General features: G+C 32.8%; 18 protein-coding genes. 13 read left to right on the top strand and 5 right to left on the bottom strand.

From position 1 onward, the window contains the following. The first annotated feature begins 15 nt into the window (after positions 1 to 15). Positions 16 to 1,311, top strand: coding sequence for a uracil/xanthine transporter (locus ACFCYN_RS02780; protein WP_375947381.1), 1,296 nt, complete (start codon positions 16 to 18; stop codon positions 1,309 to 1,311). A gap of 36 nt (positions 1,312 to 1,347) precedes the next feature. Here the strand turns inward: ACFCYN_RS02780 and ACFCYN_RS02775 are convergent, their stop codons facing one another. Continuing rightward, a complete protein-coding gene (locus ACFCYN_RS02775; RefSeq protein ID WP_375947519.1) occupies positions 1,348 to 2,400 on the bottom strand; it encodes a GIY-YIG nuclease family protein in 1,053 nt (350 codons plus the stop codon). Positions 2,401 to 2,621: 221 nt separating this feature from the next. On the opposite strand from ACFCYN_RS02775, the gene ACFCYN_RS02770 reads away from it, so the two are divergent. Together ACFCYN_RS02770 and ACFCYN_RS02765 are read left to right on the top strand one after the other, a co-directional pair. Beyond that, positions 2,622 to 2,960, top strand: coding sequence for a hypothetical protein (locus tag ACFCYN_RS02770; RefSeq protein ID WP_172447475.1), 339 nt, complete (start codon positions 2,622 to 2,624; stop codon positions 2,958 to 2,960). Between the two features lie 320 nt (positions 2,961 to 3,280). Beyond that, a complete protein-coding gene (locus tag ACFCYN_RS02765) occupies positions 3,281 to 4,024 on the top strand; it encodes an AAA family ATPase (RefSeq protein ID WP_375947378.1) in 744 nt (247 codons plus the stop codon). 55 nt (positions 4,025 to 4,079) lie between these two features. Here ACFCYN_RS02765 and ACFCYN_RS02760 read toward each other — a convergent pair whose 3' ends face one another. Together ACFCYN_RS02760 and ACFCYN_RS02755 are read right to left on the bottom strand one after the other, a co-directional pair. Continuing rightward, entirely contained in the window at positions 4,080 to 4,427 is a 348-nt protein-coding gene (locus ACFCYN_RS02760) for a DUF952 domain-containing protein (RefSeq protein WP_375947376.1), read from the bottom strand. Between the two features lie 4 nt (positions 4,428 to 4,431). After that, positions 4,432 to 5,178, bottom strand: coding sequence for a hypothetical protein (locus ACFCYN_RS02755; RefSeq protein WP_172447479.1), 747 nt, complete (start codon positions 5,176 to 5,178; stop codon positions 4,432 to 4,434). 161 nt (positions 5,179 to 5,339) lie between these two features. Here ACFCYN_RS02755 and ACFCYN_RS02750 point away from each other — a divergent pair, with 161 nt between their 5' ends. The 3 genes from ACFCYN_RS02750 to ACFCYN_RS02740 are packed head-to-tail and all read left to right on the top strand — an operon-like array spanning position 5,340 to position 9,036. Continuing rightward, on the top strand, positions 5,340 to 6,800 hold the full coding sequence (locus ACFCYN_RS02750; RefSeq protein WP_172447480.1) for a spore germination protein: 1,461 nt from the start codon (positions 5,340 to 5,342) through the stop codon (positions 6,798 to 6,800). 20 nt (positions 6,801 to 6,820) lie between these two features. Beyond that, positions 6,821 to 7,918 carry a GerAB/ArcD/ProY family transporter gene (locus tag ACFCYN_RS02745; protein WP_172447481.1) on the top strand — a complete coding sequence of 366 codons (1,098 nt, stop codon included), beginning with the start codon at positions 6,821 to 6,823 and terminating at the stop codon, positions 7,916 to 7,918. After that, positions 7,915 to 9,036 (top strand): Ger(x)C family spore germination protein, encoded by a 1,122-nt coding sequence (locus ACFCYN_RS02740; RefSeq protein WP_375947373.1) that lies wholly within the window; start codon positions 7,915 to 7,917, stop codon positions 9,034 to 9,036. The genes ACFCYN_RS02745 and ACFCYN_RS02740 overlap by 4 nt, the downstream gene beginning before the upstream one ends. 44 nt (positions 9,037 to 9,080) lie before the next feature. On the opposite strand, the gene ACFCYN_RS02735 is transcribed toward ACFCYN_RS02740, so the two are convergent. Together ACFCYN_RS02735 and ACFCYN_RS02730 are read right to left on the bottom strand one after the other, a co-directional pair. Next, positions 9,081 to 10,265: an MFS transporter gene (locus ACFCYN_RS02735; protein WP_172447483.1), complete on the bottom strand. Its 1,185-nt coding sequence runs from the start codon at positions 10,263 to 10,265 to the stop codon at positions 9,081 to 9,083. A 2-nt stretch (positions 10,266 to 10,267) separates the two neighbouring features. Beyond that, entirely contained in the window at positions 10,268 to 10,711 is a 444-nt protein-coding gene (locus ACFCYN_RS02730; RefSeq protein WP_172447484.1) for a MarR family winged helix-turn-helix transcriptional regulator, read from the bottom strand. A gap of 172 nt (positions 10,712 to 10,883) precedes the next feature. Here ACFCYN_RS02730 and ACFCYN_RS02725 point away from each other — a divergent pair, with 172 nt between their 5' ends. The 7 genes from ACFCYN_RS02725 (at position 10,884) to ACFCYN_RS02695 (ending at position 22,018) form a co-directional block, all read left to right on the top strand. Beyond that, entirely contained in the window at positions 10,884 to 11,762 is an 879-nt protein-coding gene (locus ACFCYN_RS02725) for a YitT family protein (RefSeq protein ID WP_172447485.1), read from the top strand. A 172-nt stretch (positions 11,763 to 11,934) separates the two neighbouring features. Beyond that, positions 11,935 to 13,590, top strand: coding sequence for an FAD-binding dehydrogenase (locus ACFCYN_RS02720; RefSeq protein WP_375947370.1), 1,656 nt, complete (start codon positions 11,935 to 11,937; stop codon positions 13,588 to 13,590). Between the two features lie 246 nt (positions 13,591 to 13,836). Then, complete coding sequence (locus ACFCYN_RS02715; RefSeq protein WP_098120499.1) at positions 13,837 to 14,532, top strand: response regulator transcription factor; 696 nt, start codon at positions 13,837 to 13,839, stop codon at positions 14,530 to 14,532. Beyond that, a complete protein-coding gene (locus ACFCYN_RS02710; RefSeq protein WP_375947368.1) occupies positions 14,525 to 15,619 on the top strand; it encodes a HAMP domain-containing sensor histidine kinase in 1,095 nt (364 codons plus the stop codon). The genes ACFCYN_RS02715 and ACFCYN_RS02710 overlap by 8 nt, the downstream gene beginning before the upstream one ends. An 84-nt stretch (positions 15,620 to 15,703) precedes the next feature. Further along, on the top strand, positions 15,704 to 16,546 hold the full coding sequence (locus ACFCYN_RS02705) for a M15 family metallopeptidase (RefSeq protein WP_172447488.1): 843 nt from the start codon (positions 15,704 to 15,706) through the stop codon (positions 16,544 to 16,546). 152 nt (positions 16,547 to 16,698) lie between these two features. After that, positions 16,699 to 17,703: an alpha/beta hydrolase gene (locus tag ACFCYN_RS02700; protein WP_375947365.1), complete on the top strand. Its 1,005-nt coding sequence runs from the start codon at positions 16,699 to 16,701 to the stop codon at positions 17,701 to 17,703. Positions 17,704 to 17,923: 220 nt separating this feature from the next. Then, on the top strand, positions 17,924 to 22,018 hold the full coding sequence (locus ACFCYN_RS02695; protein ID WP_375947363.1) for a S8 family serine peptidase: 4,095 nt from the start codon (positions 17,924 to 17,926) through the stop codon (positions 22,016 to 22,018). Positions 22,019 to 22,119 lie beyond the last annotated feature (101 nt).

Here is a 22,119-nt window from a genome sequence, read left to right as displayed (position 1 = left end):
GAGGAGGAGGAAACTATGAAAAACCTGAGGGTTTCTACTACTCTTTTTTCATCGGTTCAATGGTTATTTTTTATTTTTGCGAATACAATTGTAGTCCCTATTTCGATAGGAGCTGCATTTCATTTGCCTTCAGATGTTATTGAAAGCACAATCAGAAGTTCACTAATCTTCACTGGTATTGCATCTGTCTTACAAGGATGGATTGGTCATAAGTATCCAGTTATGGAAGGGCATTCGGGATTATTATGGGGTGTAATGCTGAATTTAGGATTATCTGCCTCGGCGTTTGGACTAAGTTATACCGAAATTGGGGGAGGCATGGCAACAGGATTTATTGCAGCGGGAATTGTAACATTACTTTTATCTGCATTTAATATGATTTCATTTCTTCAAAAAATCTTTACTCCAATGGTTATGACAGTTTATTTATTCCTACTTTCATTTCAGCTTATATTCGTTTTCTTTAAAGGCATGCTTGGAATCACGAATAAAGGTCAAATCACTTTGTCAGTCAGTTTACTTTCTATATGTATCGTGTTATTTGTTAGTATTCTAAAATTAAAAGGATCACGAATAATCAGCAATTTTTCAATATTAATTGGCATAATAGTAGGATGGTTTTTCTACGCGATTTTATTTGGATCAGATGTAAAAGAAGTAGGTTCAGCAAGTGCTCATTTTTCTTTATTCCCAATAGGAGCACCTAATTTACAAATTGGAATAATCGCTATCTCGTTTTTTGCGGGAATTATGAATTTAAGCAATACATTTGCATCAATAAAAGCTGCATCAGATTTGTTAAAGGAAGAAGCGGGAACAAAACATTATCGCTTTTCATTATTAATAACTGGTAGTTTTACGATTATTGCTGCATTATTTGGAATCGTTCCATATACTCCATTTACATCATCACTTGGATTCTTACAAAGTACGCAAATTTATGAAAGAAAACCATTTATTTATGGAGGAGCATTATTAGCAATAATTGGAGTTGTTCCACCTTTAATTTCATTCTTAGCTACAATGCCTGTAACTGTTGGAAATGCAGTACTATTTGTCGCATATCTTCAATTATTTGGAACAGCCTTTAGTAGTACGAAGGGAAAAGTTTTTACATCAGATACAATCTTTAGGCTTGCAGCACCAGTTTTAGTTGGAGTAAGTTTGATGAATATTGCTCCTGGAACGTTTGGCAATCTTCCAATGATTATTCAACCATTTTTAACAAATGGACTAATTATGGGCGTTATACTTTCAATTTTGTTAGAGAAATCAATCAACTGGAATCAGTTTGAGAAGGTAAAAGCATAAAAAATGGCTCGGGTATAATATGCCCGAGCCTATTTTTTATTTAAAGGAATAAATTAATTTTTGAAGTTCTTTTTGTAATTTAGTACTTTTAGAGCTTAGCCATCTTTTAGGTACAATTAGATATTTGCAATTATTGCTTTTTAAATAACTGTATATAATTTGGGCCTCATCAATTTCGTCACGGCTCACATCTAATGACGAAGGGTCATTAACGCTTTTGAAGTTAGTTAAAGCATTGGAATGTATTTGATCAACGAGCTGATCAAATGAATTGTCGTGAATTTGAACTAATTCACTTTGCAATATTTGAGTACGGTTAATCAGAAAGTATTTGAATTGGTTGTTTTTTAGCTTTTCAATTGTAATAATATGATTATTTTCTTCAGTAAATTCAATCACTTTTTCTTTATTAAGAAGTGATTTAACCGTGTCAATCCAATCTCTATATTTAGCAGCAGCTTCAAAATCAAATTGTTCAGATGCCGCTAACATCATTGCCTCCATCTCTTCAAGGAGATTAATGTCAGTTCGACTAAGGAATCGAATAACCCGATCAATAACCAAATTGTATTCATCAATAGCCGAACCACCTAAACAAACACCATTACATGTTCCCAGTGAATAGTTTAAGCAAGCGCTATTTTTAATGCTCGAATGCCCACAGTTAATTTTAAAACATTCTTTAATGCCAGTAATTGCTCTTTCTACAGTGCCTCTACTTGTAAAAGGACCAAATATTAACTCGTTTTCTTTTTCAATAGGTTCATAGCTAATTTCAAATGAAGGAACTTTTTTATTTAAGTTGATGACTAAGTAAATAAATGATTGAGGACTTTTCATCATTCGATTATACATCGGTTTAATTTCTTTTATTAAATGACATTCAAGCATAAAAGCATCAAATTCTGTATCAGTCAAAATATAGTCAAAATCCTTTAAATGAGTGACAAGCTTTTTCACTTTTGGAGAATGTCCTTTTGAATTTTGAAAATAAGACTGCACGCGCTTTTTTAAACTTTTTGCTTTTCCAACATAAAGTATTTGCCCTTTTGAATCTTTCATTAAATATACGCCAGGAGATAACGGCAGGTTTTTTACCTTTTCTTGTAGATTTATAGTGGTTCATCCTTTTTCTAGTCAGTATATTTTCATTTTAACATGAGTATGGAATTAACAGTCAGTACAATTATGTGAAAAAAACGTAAACAAAACTTTATATAAAAAAAATAATTTAAAGTAATTAATACACGCATAAAACAACGACTACCCGCGTAAAAATTGACTACAGATGATACGAAGGAGAAGTGATCTTGATGAAAACGATCTATACAACATCCTCTTTCTCCAATTGGATTTTTGCCTTTATTGTGAATGGATTAATTATTTGGTTATGTAGCGTATTTGCTAATCTAGTTAACTGGAAGTATTCTGACATGGGATTCTTTCTCTACTTTGTCATTCTAGTTTTCTATATTATTTGCTTAAAATTAAATGAAGGATTCCCAGCACTTTTTCGGAAATTTGTACTGCGTAAGAAATTCGAATTAGTTAATGTATCAGCCTATGAAGTAACTATTATTCTAGTAGCAATTTTTCACGTAGTAAGAGCGATTGTGATTTATAGAGATGCACTTAGTGCGGTATTTTAATAATAATGAAGAAAAATCACAAGGAATCTGCTTTTCCTTGTGACTTTTTCAATTTTAAGAAAGAGTTGGGTGAACACTTAGGTGCAGGGAACTCATTTAATCAGTTTTAGTGATGGAGCATCGGAAAATAGCGTTAAAACAACGAAGTTCAACGCTATTTCAAATAGATTTAGCGATAGATCAAAGAGATTCAGCGATAGATTAACGAAATTTCGGGATTATCAACGAAGTTCGCAGCTTAATAATATTCACTCAGTGTTCGCGTTTTTTACATTTAAATATCATATATTTTCGATGTATAATCTTCTTAGGTGATGAGAATGTTTTTAAAAAAAATTACACTTTTACGCGATGAAATAACGAGCTTTAGTCAATATCCGTTTTCCATTCCTTCCATTAAATCATTTGATGAAATTAATTTGAGAAGCAATGTTACCTTTTTTGTAGGTGAAAATGGTTCTGGAAAGTCTACTTTATTGGAAGCAATTGCTGATAAATGTGATTTTAATACAGCGGGTGGGGGACGTAATAATAATTATGAGGTTTTTGCATCTGAGTCGCAGCTCGGTAATTACATAAGACTTTCGTGGTTGCCAAAAATTTCGAATGGATTTTTCTTGCGAGCGGAGTCATTCTACAATTTTGCTACATATTTGGACCAGATAGATGATCCACTTAAGTATCGCGGATATGGAGGTGAGTCTCTCCATAAGCAATCACACGGGGAATCGTTTTTATCCTTATTTCTAAATCGATTTAATGAAACGGCAATTTACTTACTAGATGAACCAGAGGTAGCGCTCTCGCCAGCTAGACAATTAACATTCTTAAAAATAATTCATGATTTGGTAGAAATAGAAAACTCTCAATTTATCATTGCCACGCATTCTCCAATTCTACTTGGATACCCAGATGCCGATATATTAAGCTTTGATCATGGGGAGATTTCAAGAATTGATTATGAAAGTACAGATCATTATCAAATCACAAAATACTTTTTACAAAACAGGGAGAAGTTTTTAAGTGATTTGTTGAGTGATGATGATGAGGAAGACTATAAATAAAGCTCAGTGCACCTAAGGGGCACTGAGCTTATGTCTACTACGTAATATCTATCAATTATCCCAACTCCACTAATTCACCAGGTAAAACAAATTCCCCATTTTCGTTTGAATTAAAATCAACTACTTTAAAAACAGCATCTAAGTTTAGCACTCCGTATAGGTGAGGAAATAATTGACCGAAGTTTTCAGTATCTTCATAGACAATTTTAGCTTTCGTTTTTTTTTCATCGATGCAAAGTATTTTTAAATCAGTTGCACCTTTAAAGAATAAGTTTGCGATTTCAACGGTTTGTTTTAAAGTCGAACAATGGATAAATCCATCAGTATTTAAACTAGCAGGGGAATATTCTCCCTCTTTAATTGCATTTTGCCACTCTTTGTTTTCAATAATATGTAAGATCATAGTATTACTCCTCAAAATATAATTTGATTTTTCTTTTCATTTCTTCTTTGTTTTCCGCAAACTGCTTATGTCGATGCCCATTTCCGCCAGAAGTGTGAGGAAAGCCGGATAAAATTGAGGCCGAATTTAAATAATCATTTGCTGTCAGATAGGTCAGGACTTTTGAAACATTGACTCCCAACGGAATAATAAGGGGATGATTTAGTCTTACGATTTCCGGTGCAAAGTTTTCAATTATGTACTTTTTAAGTATTTCTGTTTTTAATATATCAGGTGTTGAACCATTATAATTTTTCCCTTTATAGAAAACAGGGTATTTAATAACGGAGGTTGTTTGAACTAAGTGACTAGCTGTACTAAAGAGTTCACTAGTTGAATTCAATCCAAGGTATTTATGTAATTCTAATTCATCTAACATAGTAATTAAATTTTTCCTCATCGGACCTTGAAAGCTTGAATTCTTTTTAACTTCATGTAAAATTTCTTCATCATCAATTTGTTCATCTTTTAAACGAATCACTGTGGAATATGATTGTTTCATTTGATGTAAGCCGGGAGTAATTCCTACAATTATGACTCTTGCATGATCGTTTATATACTCAAAAGGAGCATAATAAATTTCTAAATTTTTCTTCTCATCTTTATCAACTAGAAATTTTTCATTTATTAATGTACTAGTTTCAAGTGAAGGAGGTAACGAAGATATTAACTTTTTATATTGATTAAATTTTGAAGTAGTCAAGATCGCCATCTATTTTCCTCCATTACAACAATTAATAGTTATTTTAACGAATCTTATCTGTTAAATCCACCTATCCTACTTACCAGCTTCTCAAGTATAAAATAGGTTCTTTATGATAAAACTGAATAGCTGATAGTAAGAAGGAAGTTTATGAAAGGCTGGAAGATTAAGTGGATTATTCAAGTGAACAAAAACAGCGTTTAAGAAAATACAATTTACGTTCTTCCGTTATTCATACTGAAGGAAATTTAATAGAAAACATTAATATTATTCAAAAAGTTTTTCCTACCTCTGATCTCGTAAAGAAAAAATTAATAATAAATGATAAATCAGCTATGTTATTTCATTTGTCAGGCTTAGTTGATGAGAAAAAAATAGCTCATTTTATCAATACTATTAGTACGAATTCAAATGTAAATGAAACTGATTTATTTATTACAAATAATACTGAACGGACAAATCAAATATTAGAAATTGAAAAATTCATTCTAGAAGGCAAGAGCATTCTTTTAATTGAAGGCGATCCAATTTCATTTGTGTATTCGACTGAAAATTGGCCACAAAGGTCATATATGCCTCCTAGTATTGATAATTCATTAAAAGGCTCTAAAATATCTTTTGTTGAAACATATCAATCAAATATAGCATTACTTCGTAGACTTATCCAAAATCGCGATTTTCAGATTAAACAAACTGAACTTGGTAAAGAAAATAAAACTCTCGTTGCAATTTCATATATCGATGGTTTAGTTGATGAAGATTTACTTTCAGGTATTAATCAAAAAATATCTTCATTAAATCTTGATAACTTACTAAGTGCTAATCATTTAGCACAATTGATGGAAGGGAATCCATATTCACCATTTCCTCAATTTTTAACTACTGAACGACCGGATGTTGCTGCATTATCATTGCTTGAAGGAAAAGTTGTTATAGTAGTCGATTGTTCATCTGAAGTTATCATTTTACCAATTAATTTTGCAATATTTTTTAAAACGATTGATGATTATACTTCAAGAGCGATTGTTGCTTCATTTAATCGAATGCTTAGAATTGCTGCATTTTTTATTACGATTTTCTTGCCAGGAATATATATTGCAATCATCTCGTTTAATTATGAAATTGTTCCTTTGAAACTACTTTTATCAATTGGTGAATCTAGAGCAAAAGTTCCATTTGATCCTTTATTTGAGGCGATAGTGATGGAGCTTACATTAGAAATGTTAAGAGAAGCGGCTATTAGGTTACCATCCCCAATCAGTACTACAGTTGGCGTTGTAGGAGGAATTGTAATTGGCCAAGCAGCAGTTCAAGCGGGTATTGTTAGTAACATCATGGTAATAGTTGTGGCCATAACAGCAATTTCGTCATTTATTATTCCGAATTATGAAATGGCATCTAGTTTAAGAGTCATTCGATTTCCTGTTATGATTATGGCTTCACTTTTTGGTTTAATTGGTTTGATCGTAAGTACAATGGTTCTTATAATTCATGGGTTAAGCTTATCTAGTTTTAACAAACCGTATACTTTGCCTTTCTCTCCTGTTAATCGTGGGGCATTTATGGACACATTCATAAGAGTACCATTAAGAATTCTTTGGAAAAAACAAAGCAAACGTAATGAAGAATAGGATGTTAGAAGGGATTCTACATGATAATTACGAAATCAAAAATTACACAATTTCAATTTATTTTAATGATTTTTGGTATTCAAGTTGGAATTGGTATGTTGTCTCTTCCAAGAGAACTAGCAGACAAATCAGGGACAAGTAGTTGGATTGCAATTCTTTTTGGGGGCTTAATTTCAACTTTGATTAGCATTTTATTTATTAAATTAAGAATGAAAGCTCCTACTTTAAATTACGTAAGTTTTTTTACTTTTTACTTAGGGAAAGTAATTGGCTCAATTGTAGTTTTTTTACAGGCAATCTATTTCTTATATGCAGGTTATCTCGTATTAATTAGATCGATTTTGTATATACAATCCTATATACTTCAAGAAGAAAAAGTTGATGTTTTATTAGTTTTATTTCTATTTCCAACCTATCAATTGATCAAGGGTGGAATTCACTTAATTGCAAAGTATATCGAAGCGATTTTTCCAATTGCTATTTTTACTTTGTTCATGCTCCTATTCACGCTTAAAGATGCCGATATTAATTTTATTTTACCAATTGTTAAGAATGGCTGGATGCCAATTTTTAAAACAATCCCTTTAACAACGACTTCATTTCTTGGTATAGAATTAATTTTAGTTCTTTATCCATATTTACAGTCGAAGGAGAAAGCGATAAAAGGAGTTATTATTGGAAATGCTTTGACGACTTTTACTTATATTTTTGTAACACTCATTTGCTTCGTTATATACAGCCCTTATGAAATCAAACTGACATTTGAACCGGTAATTGACATTTTAAGTGTTATAGAATTCCAATATGTCGAGAGACTAGATTTCATATTATTCTCTTTATTTTTAATGATTATTTCGAAAACATGGGTAACGTATATTTGGGCAGGAATGAATGGAATATCAGAGTTATTTAAATTTAAACTATTTCCAATTGTAATTCTGATTCTTTTTATCTTAATTATCATACTTACATTTATACAAGTTCCAACATTTACAAATACGACTAATCATTTACATAATATTATGATTTACGGTTTATACATCACAATTGGAATTCCTATACTCTTATTAATCGGCGGTCTAATAAAAAATAGATTAAGCAAGGTGAAAAACAATTGAAATATTTTCAAGTATGTTTACTTAGCATCTTTTTAGTAATTGGCGTTTCTGGTTGTAGAGGAAAAGTTAATATAGAAGACGTCACTTTATCGATGATTTTAGGAATTGATGTAAATGATCAAAATAAAGTCGAAGTATATATGGCGAGCCCAGTCTTTAGTGGACAAACGAAAGTGAAAACAGAACATTTTAATGTGCAAACACTATCCATTAAAGAATCTAGAAATTATTTTGATTCTAAAGCTAGTGGAGTAACTGCAGGTGGAAAAATTCAAGCAATTTTAATAGGATCAAAAGTACTAGAACATAAAAATTGGTTTTCGATTTTAGATATGTTTTTTCGAGATCCCAAATTTAGATTGAATGCAGATATTATTTTTGTAGATGGCCCTCTTTCTAGCGTTTATAATTTAAAAGCACAGGATAAACCAGAGTTACCAATCTATATTCCACAATTACTACAAACAGCTGATTTTCGAAATGTTGCCTTTCGGACGACTGCACGAAAAATTCACCAGATGTATTATGAAAAGGGAATAACTCCTTTTGCACCCGAGTTAGCAGTAGAAGATAATCATTTAGTAGTTCACGGAACGACATTGTTAACGAATAATAATTTGTATAATCGAACTTTATCATTAAAAGAAACTCAGATGTTAAAAATATTAAAAGATCATATAGAAGGGCAATTAGTTGTTGCATTAGATTTAAAGAAATTTAAAAGCGACGATGATGATGTTTTTACTGATGAAGAAGTTAGTTTTTATATTAAAGATGTTAAGCGAAAAATTGAAAAAAAATATTCGAATGGTCGTTATAGCTTTATTGTAAACTTGACTTTACCGATCATGATTACTGAATCGCCAATTGGATTAACGAACCATTCGGAAACAGTATTAAAAAATGAAATAGAAAAGAAGTTACAAAAACAATTGAATAATCTAGTCCACTCTTTTCAAAAAGATAAAGTTGATCCAGTTGGTTTTGGCATACTTGCTCATTCATTTCAATATTCTGATTGGAAAAAAAATGAAAATCATTGGTTTGACACATATCAAAAATCGAATTTAAAAGTAAAAGTTAAAATTATTGTTGTAGATAAAGGAATATCGATGTAAAAGTATTAAACCCACCATGTTTTAATTTGGTGGGTCTAATACTTTTATGCAGCTGCTTTTTCAATATTTATAGTTTTTCTTTGTTTACGATCGTGTAGTAAATAGTAAATTATAATAGTCGATATTACAGCAATTGCGGTTACTACATACATAAGATGGAATGAAGTTTTTGCAGATATAATTCCAAGTACGTAAGAGCCAATACCCATACCTACATCAAAAAACATAAAAAATGTTGCAGTCGCCATTCCTTTTTTTGCAGGGGCAGCTGTGTTAATCGCTAATGTTTGAAAACTAGGTACAATTGAACCGTAGCCTAGACCGATTAAAGCAGCGGAAAATAAAAAGATTGTTGGTACAGTCGAGAAACTCAATACGACTAGACCAATCGTAAATAAAACGATACCAGGATATACGATAATATTTGCACCTTTTTGATCGAATAGTTTCCCTGTAAAAGGTCTAGAACCTAAAATGAATATTGCATAAACAATAAAAAAGAAACTAGCAACATCTACAAAACCTAATTTCTTTGCGTATAATGTGATAAATGAAATGATACCACTGTAACCGAAAGAGATTATTGCTGCGGTAATTGAGATTGGTAATGCTGAGCGCTCAATTAATTGTGATGGTTTAATTCGAGTTTTTGCTTTTAATGTTTGTTTAGGAATTGCAATTAGTAGGCCTAAAATCAACGATATAATTGCAAAAAAGCCACAAACAAAAAACAAAATATGGAAGGTGAATTGATTCATTAAGTTAATACCAAGATAAGGACCAAAAACCATTGCAAGTATCATTGAAGAACTATAATAACTCATCCCTTCGCCCCTGCGGGTAACTGGTACTATTTCAGCAACAATTGTCCCTGTTGCAGTAGTTCCGAGACCAAATGCAATCCCTTGGGCAAATCGTAATAATAGTAATAGTGCAAAATTATTAATAAATGGATAGATAAATGTTGTTAAAGTAAAGAAAACTAATGAAATTATTAATATTTTTCTGCGGCCGATCGTATCAAGCCATATCCCAGCAAAAGGGCGAATTGCGACTGAGGCTATAAGGAAAAATGTGACGACCAGTCCGACTTTACTATCTTCTTGACCTAGATTATCAATAACAAATATCGGCAATGTTGCCATTAACGTATAAAATACTAAAAATACAAAAAAACCGCTTAAGCTAACACTAATAAAATCCTTTGTCCATAAACGTTCGTTTTCCAAACTTATTCCCCCTGTTTAGTTACCTCCGAAGCTTTCATATTGTTCATCATTTTTTGAAAAACTTGAAGTGCAATATCAAGCTCTTCATCAGGTATATCTTTAATTACTTCATCCTCAAAAGAGATGATTTTTTCTTTCCAATCATCAAATTGACTTATAGCTTTTTCAGTTAAATGAATCATTTTTTCTCTTTTGTCAGTTCCTTCTTTTCGTACGATTAAGTTTAATGTTTCCATCCTACGAAGTGTACGTGTAAGTGTTGGTGGCTCAATATTTAAACTGGAACATATAGTTCGTTGCGTACATGGCCCATGCAAATGAATATAATGAATAACTGACCACTGTGCTAAATACAATCCAGTAGGAACAAGATGCTCATTAAATGATTTCGAAAACTGACGAGTAGTTTGATTTAATAAAAAAAAGAAAGGCTGTTTTTTGCGCATAAAAAAGTCTCCCCTAAAAATTAGTTAGCTAGCTAATTAAAATAGTTGTCTAGCTAATTATATTTGAACAAATTGTGAATGTCTAGTAATAAACTTATAAGTATAAATTGGGCTAAAGAGCAAATATTAAAATGTAGAAAAATTTTACATTAAAGTTAGGACGGTATTCGAGATGGCAGAAGCGGTACATACAACAAATGGAAAATCGCATAAAATGAAAATTTTACAAAGAGTAATCGCTATGCTTATAGGATCGTTGCTTGTTGCGACTGGTCTTGAAATTTTTTTAGTTCCGAATGATGTTATAGATGGTGGAATAACGGGTATTTCAATTATGGTTTCCCATCTTACTGGTCTTCCACTTGGAGTATTTCTCTTTGTGCTAAACTTACCATTTTTCTATTTAGGGTATAAACAGATAGGGAAAACTTTTGCAATTTCAACGATTCTAGGTATTACGGTACTTTCATACCTTACAAGTATGTTTCATCATATCCCTGCTTTTACTGAAGATATTCTACTTGCAACAATCTTCGGTGGAATGGTTCTAGGTGTAGGAGTAGGATTAGCGATTCGATTTGGTGGGGCACTAGACGGAATTGAAATTCTTGCGATCATTATTAATAGTAAAATCCCTTTTTCCGTTGGTGAAATCATAATGGTCTTCAACTTATTTATTTTAGGAGCAGCTGGCTTTATCTTCTCCTGGGATCGGGCAATGTACTCAATAATTGCCTATTTAGTCGCATTTAAAACGATTGATATTGTTGTAGAAGGTTTGGAACAATCAAAATCAGCGTGGATTATTAGTGATAAAAGTGATGATATTGGCGAAGCAATTCTTTTTAGAATGGGCCGTGGTGTTACATACATTAATGGTTCTGGTGCTTATTCCGGAGAAACAACAAAAGTAATTTATTGTGTTATTACTCGACTAGAAGAAGCAGAACTTAAAACGATTGTCGATGACATCGACCCAAAAGCATTTTTAGCTATTTCAGATATAGCTGAAGTACGTGGTGGAAGATTTAAAAAGAAAAATGTACATTAGTTCAGGGGATATACAGTAATAGAGTAAGGGGATGGAAGTTCTGTGGAACCGGGCTTTCTGTCCTTTTATTCTTTTTATTTTTGCTGTATTATTTAATTTATAACTGAAAATTTAGAAAATTATTTGTCTTTCATTTGATAGATTAGAAGGTTAAGAAGGAGGGGAATTTATAATGGAGAAATTTGATGTAATCGTTGTTGGCGCAGGATTGGCCGGTTTAGTTGCAACTGCTGAGATTGCTGATGCAGGAAAGAGTGTGTTGTTGTTAGATCAGGAACCAAAAGCATCATTAGGTGGACAGGCTTGGTGGTCATTTGGTGGATTGTTTTTGGTAGATTCTCCTGAGCAACGTCGATTAGGAATTAAAGATTCGAAGGAATTAGCTTGGCAGGATTGGCTCGGAACAGCTGGTTTTGATCGAGAAGATGATGAAGATTATTGGGGAAAGAAATGGGCAGAGGCTTATGTTGAATTTGCAGCAGGTGAGAAAAGGCAGTGGCTATATGATATGGGAGTGCGTTTCTTTCCGATTGTCGGTTGGGCTGAGCGTGGTGGATATCTAGCAGAAGGACATGGAAACTCGGTACCAAGATTCCATGTTGTTTGGGGTACTGGGCCAGGGATTGTTGCACCTTTTGAACGAAGAGTACGTGAGCATATGAAAAAGGGTTTAGTTGAGTTTCGGTCTCGTCATCGTGTTGATGAACTATTAACAAAAGACGGAGAAGTCGTGGGGGTAAGTGGTTCATTATTAGAGCCAAGTAATGTTGAACGCGGAGAAGATAGCTCTCGCGAAATGATTGGTGAATTTAAATATGGAGCAAAGGCAGTATTAGTATCAAGTGGTGGTATTGGAGCGAACTTTGATTTGATACGCCAAAATTGGCCAAGTCGACTTGGAACCCCACCGAAAAAGATGATATCTGGTGTACCAGCTCATGTAGATGGTCGAATGCTTTCTATCACTGAAAATGCTGGTGGGCGAATCGTTAACCGCGATCGAATGTGGCACTATACTGAAGGCATCAAGAACTGGAATCCAGTGTGGAGTAATCATGGTATCCGTATCCTTCCAGGTCCATCATCAATTTGGTTTGATGCACGTGGACAACGATTTCCTGCGCCAAATTTCCCAGGTTTTGATACATTAGGAACACTTCAAGCGATTCAAAAAACTGGTTTTGACTATTCTTGGTTTATTTTAACGAAAAAAATTATTCAAAAAGAGTTTGCATTATCTGGTTCAGAGCAAAATCCAGATTTAACCGGAAAAAGTGTTAAACAAGTTTTAAAACGGGCTACATCAGGAGTTCCAGCACCTGTTAAAGCTTTTATGGAGAAGGGTGAAGATTTTATTGTAGCTGACACTCTTGAAGAGCTTGTTGAAGGGATGAATAATTTAACAGGCGAAAATTTACTAAAATTTGATGAAATTAAACGTCAATTAGTTGCTAGAGACCGTGAAATGGATAATAAATTTACGAAAGACTTACAAATTACTGCTTTAAGAGGAGCTAGAAATTACATTGGCGATAAATTAATTCGAGTTGCAGCTCCTCATAAAATTTTAGATCCGAAAAATGGTCCATTAATTGCAGTTCGTTTAAACATTGTAAGTCGTAAAACACTTGGTGGATTACAAACAAATTTAGATGGTAACGTATTAAATCCTTTAGGTGAAGCAATTCCTGGATTATATGCAGCAGGTGAAGTTGCAGGTTTTGGTGGCGGTGGTGTACACGGTTATCGCGCCATGGAAGGAACATTTTTAGGTGGATGTTTATTTTCAGGAAGGCAAGCTGGTAGAGCGATTGGTAGGAATTTATAAAAAGTTATCTCGAGAAATAATACACTGCGAATGGTAAGGTAAAACTAGAAGTTCAATCAGGCTTCTAGTTTTTTTGGCACCTGTCACAGATTAGTTGAGATAGAGATGATATAATAATTCGCAAAATATCTTTTTAATTTGAGAAATTACTTTGTAAAAGGTTATTTCTAATATTTTAGCGTAACTTGAGTATTAAAATAATTGATACTATAATGAGAGTGCAAAATTTTTACAGGAGAAATAATGATGAAACCTATTAGAATATTAATTGCTGATGACGAACGGGAGATTGCAGATCTCATTGAATTACATATAAAAAAAGAGGGCTACCAAGCAATCAAAGTATTTGATGGACATGAAGCTATTCAAGTCATCAATTCACAATCCATTGATTTAGCCATATTAGATATAATGATGCCAAAGTTAGATGGCTATGAGGTATTAAAACAATTGCGTGAAAACTTTAATTTTCCAATCATCTTTTTGAGCGCAAAAACAAGTGATTTAGATAAAATTACAGGTCTTGTTATGGGGGCAGATGATTATTTAACAAAACCATTCAATCCTATGGAATTAGTTGCTAGAGTAAAAGCTCAACTCCGAAGATCGATGCAGTTAAATCAGGCTGATAAAGGTAAAAAATCTGTTATTGAATCAGGTGGGTTACAAATCGATCATGATCATAGAGAAGTAACTTTATATGGACAAATTGTTGAATTGACTCCTAAAGAGTTTGATATTCTATTTCTTTTAGCGAGTCATCCTCAAAAAGTATTCAGTGTAGAAAATATTTTTCAACAAGTTTGGGGAGAACAGTATTACGAAAGCGGAAATACAGTAATGGTACACATTCGTACGTTGAGAAAAAAGTTAGGAGAAGAAAAAAGTAAAAATAGTTGGATTAAAACAGTATGGGGCGTAGGGTATAAATTCCATGGTTAATATTAAATTCAGAACGAAAATGATATTTTTAGTCTGTATAAGTATGCTTATATCCGGTTTGATTTCGTCTATACTTTATAGGTTCTTACAACTCTATTACATAAATACTGCTACATTCGGTTCGACTTTAGCACAAATACGTCAATTAATAAGAAATATTGGCGACATTTATTTCATATTAATCATTTTTTTCATAATCGCAATTATCATTTTCTATTTTCTAATTAAGCCATATGACTCCTATTTTAAAGAGATTTCCAGAGGGATTCATTTACTTGCAACTGGAGACTTTACAGGTCGTGTACATATTTCATCGAATGATGAATTTAAGCTGATTGCAAAGGATATGAACATGGCGAGTGAGAAGCTTAAACAAGCAATCGAACGTGGAGAATTTGCAGAAAGTAGCAAGGATCAGTTAGTTTTGAATTTAGCTCATGATTTACGAACGCCTTTAACTTCAGTTTTAGGTTATTTAGATTTTATACTTCAAGATGATCAACTGACGGAGGAGCAAGTCAAACATTTTACGTCGATTGCTTTTAAGAAATCGCAACGTTTAGAGCATTTGATTAATGAACTATTTGAAGTAACTAGAATGAATTATGGAATGCTGCCACTTGACTATAAAACAATTGATTTAAGTAAACTGCTTATCCAGTTGATTGAAGAGTTATATCCAGTTTTTGCAAATAACGAGTTAATTGCAAGAACAAATATCAATACAAAATTAGAAATGGTAGCTGATGGTGCACTATTAGCACGTGTATTTGAAAATCTACTAATGAATGCAGCACGTTATGGAAATGATGGGCAATATATAGATATTAATTGCTTAATTGAGAATGAAATCGCTGTTGTACAAGTCATTAATTATGGCGATCATATTCCTCCCGAGGATTTACCGAATATTTTTGAAATGTTTTATACCGGCGATAAATCGAGAACGGGACAAGAGGATAGTACAGGACTGGGCTTGTTCATTTCTAAAAATATTGTTGAGCAACATAAAGGAACAATTTCAGTAGAAAGCAGTGTAATACGAACGATTTTTGAAGTAAGATTGCCAATCTCCAACGAAACTTAAGAAAAATTTAAGATTTTCCACCACTTCTTCTTAAACAGTTTTTCCTATTCTAATGTTACATTACGAATCAGGAGGAATTATGGTATGAAGAAGTTTTTTTTATTTTTGATCTCACTTTTAATTTGTTATCTACTATTCCAAGAAAAAATCAATCAAGATGTTAACTATAAAACTTTAAATAAGCCAACACAAAAGTATAGTCACGTATTAAAAGTTTCAAAAGAAGAAATTTATCAAGGGAATTTAATATTAATTAATAAAAATCTTAAAATTCGAGAACAAGGTGTAAAATCAGATATCATCAATTTATTTCAAAATAAAATACCCGATAATATGGTATTATCAGATAATTCTATGAGCCTTTCAAAAGATGTAGCGCTAAATCTCTCTAAAATGATCGACGCAGCTGAATTAAAAGGTATTAATCACTTTATGATTTCGAGCGGATATCGTAATAATAGTAAACAAGAGAAACTTTATGAGGAAAAAGGATCAGATATAGCATTACCAGCTGGTTATAGTGAACACAACTCAGGATTATCTTTAGATATAGGCTCAACTTTAACAAAAATGGACTATGCACCTGAGGGCAAGTGGTTAAAACAAAATTCATGGAAATATGGATTTATTTTACGTTATCCGAAAGGAAAAGAAGACATTACGGGAATACAATTTGAACCATGGCATTTTCGTTATGTTGGCTTACCTCATAGTGCCATAATGAAAGAAAATAATTTTACATTAGAAGAGTATTTAGATTTCTTGAAAAAAAAGAAGAGTTTATTAGTAAACATCGGTTCAAAAAAATATGAAATTTATTATTACCCTATTAAAAATAAAACAACAGATATTTATTTACCCGAAAAAGCTTCGTACGAACTATCGGGAAATAATAAAGATGGGGTTATTGTTACGATTACAAAATAATACGGGGCAATCTGATATAAAAGGGGCTTTTTCTTTTTGGAAGAAGTTCTTTTTTTATTTTGAAGGTAAAAGTGCACCTTTTGCAACATGTATGATATTTTCTGGAAAATCGAATAATAAGCTTCAGTAAGCTCTTTATCAGGAGGAAAAAAATGAAGCGTACATTCAAAATAATTGGTATATGTTTACTTTTAATCATAGTAATTGGAGTTGGCTCAGTTTTTCTATCTCCAAGACCTGTTACTTGGTTATTGAAAAAATCATTTGCAGGTGGAATGGAAGTTGAAGCTGCTGATTATGGGATTGCAAAGCAGAAAACAACAATGAAAACAGATATCAATTATACTTCAAAATTTGAAAACAGTACGTTTGATTTAATTAAATATAAAGATGATTTGAAATATGTACCTACTATTTTTTGGATTCATGGGGGTGCTTTTGTAGCGGGAGATAAAAATGATGTTCGTAAATATGCTACATATATAGCTAGTCATGGATATAATGTAGTAAATATTAATTACGGCTTGGCACCTAGTGTAAATTATCCGATGCCTTTCCAACAAATTGATCAAGCTTATCGCTTTGTCAAAATGAATGCACAAAAATATGGACTGGATCTGAACAATATTTATTTAGCAGGAGACTCTGCTGGAGCGCAACTTGCAGCACAATTCATTAGCATACAAATGAATAAAAACTATTCTAACACAGCAAAAATAGGTCAAAGTGTTGATCCGAAAACAATACGGGGTGCAATCCTACTTTGCGGGCCATATGATATGAAAGAAGTTCAGACACACGCTTCCTCAAGGCTGATGAAATTTGTATTTAAACGCGTTGGTTGGGCATACTTTGGAAAATATAATTGGGAAAATGAAAAGATGACAAAGGAATCATCACTTTTAAGAAATGTACCAGATCATTTCGTTTCAACATTTATTACAGATGGAAATACTGATTCATTTGAATCACAGGGGAAACGTTTTGCCACTTTACTAGAAAAAAGAACAGGCGTAAAGCAAGTCTTTTATCGTAAATCAGAAGCTGAGATAGGTCATGAATACCAGTTTCAAATGAATACGAAAGCAGCCCAAAATACATTTAATGAATTAGTCAACTTTTTGAATGGTACGAAGGTTTCTGAAATACAAAAATAGATAAGTTAGAAGAGATTTCAATTTTTTTGAGGTCTCTTTTTTGTATTTTTCTCGTGCTAAAAGGTAAGAAGTTAATTAACTTTTTATAAATTTTTTGATGGTTTACGTCGAATTGTATGTGAAAGTTGATTTTATAGGAAATGAATAACCCAATTGACCGAAAATTCAGAATAATAAATAATAAAAGTGAATTTTATTTTTGAATAATTGGAGGTAGAAGATGGGGAAAAACATTTTAGGAAAAAAGTTTGTCAAAGGCTTTTCTGTGTTAGCATTGTCGTCGAGCTTTATTCTTGGGTCATTGAGTCATGTAACAATTTCATCAAAAGCTGCAACATACTCGAAAATAAATAATAAGCTTGCTAATCTATCACCAGCCGAGCGGGCGGCACTACATCAGCTTTCAACGAGTAATGAGACTGGGCTTCAAGTTAATCCTGATATTGATTTAGATGCCGCAACCGAAACGAGCGTAATTGTTGAGTTTAATAATAAACCGGCAAAAGTCGCTCAGCTCGAATCAACTTTAAATGGCAAACAGTTAACAAAGACTGAAGCGACTAGCTTAGTTGATCAAGATCATACAACTTTTTCAAAGGATTTAGGAAGGGTATTAACAGAAGACAATAATAATAAAGTTAAATATAAAGTAAATCGATCTTATAAGCATGCGTTTAATGGTGTTTCGATGAGTTTACCAGCAAATCAAATTAAAAACTTACTAAAATCGAAAGCTGTTAAAGCAGTTTGGAGTAATGAAGAAGTTCATGCTGAGGTTGATACAACACAAGAAGAAATGCAATCTGGAGGATCGAGCAATCAATCAACCCTTTCTTTTCTAGGAGTAGACAAACTTCATCAAGAAGGAATTACTGGAAAAGGAGTGGTAGGGGTCATTGATACAGGAATAGACTATAATCATCCAGATTTAAAAGATGTTTATAAAGGTGGCTACGATTTTATCGATAATGATAATGATCCGATGGAAACTACATATGAAGATTGGAAAAAGTCTGGTTTTGCCGAATTTTTCTGGGCAACAGGAGCGTCTTATTATACTGAACATGGAACTCATGTTGCTGGAATTATCGCTGGACAAGGAAAAAATGACGGTGATATTAAAATGGAAGGGATTGCCCCTGATGTCGAGCTACATGCTTATCGAGTATTAGGACAATACGGTTCTGGTACAGATTCTACTGTTTTGGCTGGGATTGATCAAGCAGTGGCAGATGGAATGGATGTCATTAATTTATCCTTAGGTGCAGGAATTAATAATCCTCTTTATACAACAAGTATAGCAATCAATCAAGCTGTACTAAGCGGAGTTACAGCTGTAATCGCAGCTGGAAACAGCGGAAATGATTTATATACTTTAGGTTCTCCGGGTACAGCTGCACTTGCTTTAACTGTAGGTGCAAGTAATGAACCAAATATTGTACATACATATAAGAGTGTACTTCAATCAGGTACTGATTCAATATCAACTGACTTACAAGAAATGGCAAAAGGATATTCAGATCATGTAGATCAATTGAAGGGTCAATCTTATTCAATCATTGGTGTAGGTTATGGCGCACAGTCGGATTATAAGAATAAAGATCTAAAGGGGAAAATTGCATTAATTAGTCGTGGGAACAATATTACATTAGGTGATAAAGTAAAATTTGCAAAACAAAATGGTGCAGCAGCAGCTTTACTTTTTAATGATAATCCTGATGAGGGATTAATACCTGCCTACTTAGGCGAAGGTTTAGACTATATTCCAACATTCACCTTAACGAATACCCAAGGATTAGCATTGAAATCAAAGGTTAATTCAACAAGCACAATTACATTTAATGAACTTGGAGAAATTCAAACTAAAGCAGACGAGTTAGCGGATTTTAGCTCCCGTGGACCAGCACGTATTACATACGATATAAAACCAGAAGTTACAGCTCCAGGAGTAGGCGTATTCTCTACAGTTCCAGCTTATATAATCAATAAAAATACGCCAAATGATTATCAATTCGCATACGAACGTCTTTCAGGTACATCGATGGCAACACCAAATGTTACGGGCATGGCTGCACTTTTACTCCAAGCTAAACCAAACTTACAACCAAGTGATGTTAAGGCGATACTAATGAATACAGCGAGTCCTTTAAGTAAGGATTATAGTGTATTTGAAACAGGGGCAGGCCGAGTTAATATTTTTAAAGCAGTTCATTCATCGATTGAAATGAAAGTTCAAAATGAAACACCTATTTTAAAAAATGGCAAAGAAAAAAACATTAAAGATGAAACAGGTGCGCTGAGTTTTGGTTCAGTCAATCTAAGTGAGGACGTGAATGAAGAGCGTAAAGTTATCGTTAAAAATACTGGTATTGAAACAAAAACCTTTGATGTAGCAGTTCACTATCAAACAGGCTTACGTGGATCTAAAGATGCTGAGAAAAACGGAGTAAAAGTTTTAATTGAACCAACTATTAAACTACCTGCAAATTCACAAAAAAATACGAAAGCTTCCATTTTCATACCGAAAACAGCAGAAAAAGGTAATTATGAGGGGTATATTGTTTATACGAATCAGAATGATCCTAACGAAACATATAAAATTCCTTTTGCAGTGCATACTGTTGAAGAAGGAATAGGGGTTTTTGAAACATCATCACTAGGTTTATCAGAGGACCGTTATAGAGATGCATATTCAAGTCCGAACACGATTAAGACGATATCCGCACAAGTTCAAATGAAATCAAATGTTAGAAATATTGATTTCATTTTAGAAGATGGAAAGACGAATCAAGAAATAGGTTATCTTGGAACAGTGAATGGTTTCAGCTTAAATGAAGGTGAATTAGTCAATCTGAATCTCTTTAATGGTACGTATTATCCATTTGATAGTACAATACCGAGCGGAATAAGTTCTACAAGTGTCGTATTGGATGAAGGCTTTTATAAAATTAAAATGCTTGCAACATCTGATACTGGTAAACAATTCATAGAATATCGTAATTTAGTAGTTGATAACAGGAAGCCTAAATATACATTTGATGTGCCAGTAGGGGATATCATTGAATATGAGGAAGGGCAAAAATCAGTTACAATAACTGGCTCCGTATTTGATCAAGATATTGAAAATTATAAAGCGGCAGGTATGAAAATTGATCAATCAGCTAATAAGGTCTACGATACAGCACAAGGGGAAATTCCTGTTGAAATTCCAGTTAATACTGACGGTACATTTAAATATGAAGTACCGATTGGTTCGGGGGCAAAGCTTGTTAACCTAGTTGTAACCGATTCTGCAGGAAACGGAAGTATCATACCTAAAACAATTAAAATCGTAAAAAAAGGTACACCATATTTGACTACAATCGTTGATAAAAATACTGCGAAACCTGATGATATTGTGAAAGCAAAAATCGTCATAAAAAACGCTACTGATTTTAAAAAGGGTACAGTCAACTTAAGCGTTGCTTCAGACTTTTTATCGATTGAAAACATTGCCCTTCACCCAGATTCTAGTAAACTTGGAGAAGTTAAATTTACTAAAACAGCAAATAGTATAACCGTAGAAACTACTGATAATAATACGCAAACTTTAAATGGAGAGATCCCTTTAGCAGAAGTTACGTATAAAGTAAAAGATTATAATTTTGAAATTAGACCTGACAGTAGTCTCGTATATGCGTCAAGCACCTATGTAAATAGATCAGGAAAAACGACGTCACTTATTACAAATTCACCTTATGTTGATTTAATCCCAACGTATTCTAAAATGAAATCTGTCTTATATGCGGAAGGCTTATTAACTAGTAGTGGAGCATTTGATAGTAAAAGAGATTATAGCTTAGTGGGGGCTGATGTTTCAATCCAAGATGCTATTGGAAATAAGTATGATCAAATCTTTACTAAGTTTGGAAAAATTGAAGCGCTACACTTGTCTCTAACTAACAAACCGCTCCAATTATCAGTAAAAGTGCCAGGACATTTTAGAAGTCTATATAACTTCAAAATTGGAATGCAAAATGATCAAGGGGAATTGAGCGGTCAATTTTTAAAAATTAATCTTCCTAAATTGATTGGTGGAGACGTAAATAGTGACGATGTAATTGATATAATGGATGCGCTATACATCCAAACATATTGGGGAACAAACAAACGAAGTGCGGATATAAATGTAGATGGTAAAGTAGATGCTAAAGATCTTGCATTCGTTGAAAAGAACTATTTAATGCAAAATCCATCAGTACAAACTGCACAAAAACCAAAAAGTAAATATAAAACAAAAACATTAGAGATTGTAAAAAGTGAGCTAGGTTTATAATCAGTTTTAACTCAAAAGACTACAAGGAATTATTTTTCCTTGTGGTTTCTTTGTTTTTAATTGAATCAATCTATAAATAGAGAGGTAATGGAGGGGATTTC

This window comes from Gottfriedia sp. NPDC056225 (assembly GCF_042267765.1).
Lineage (GTDB): Bacteria > Bacillota > Bacilli > Bacillales > Bacillaceae_G > Gottfriedia.
The sequence above is the reverse complement of the archived record's forward strand: the minus strand, read 5'-3'. Positions and strand labels throughout refer to the sequence as shown.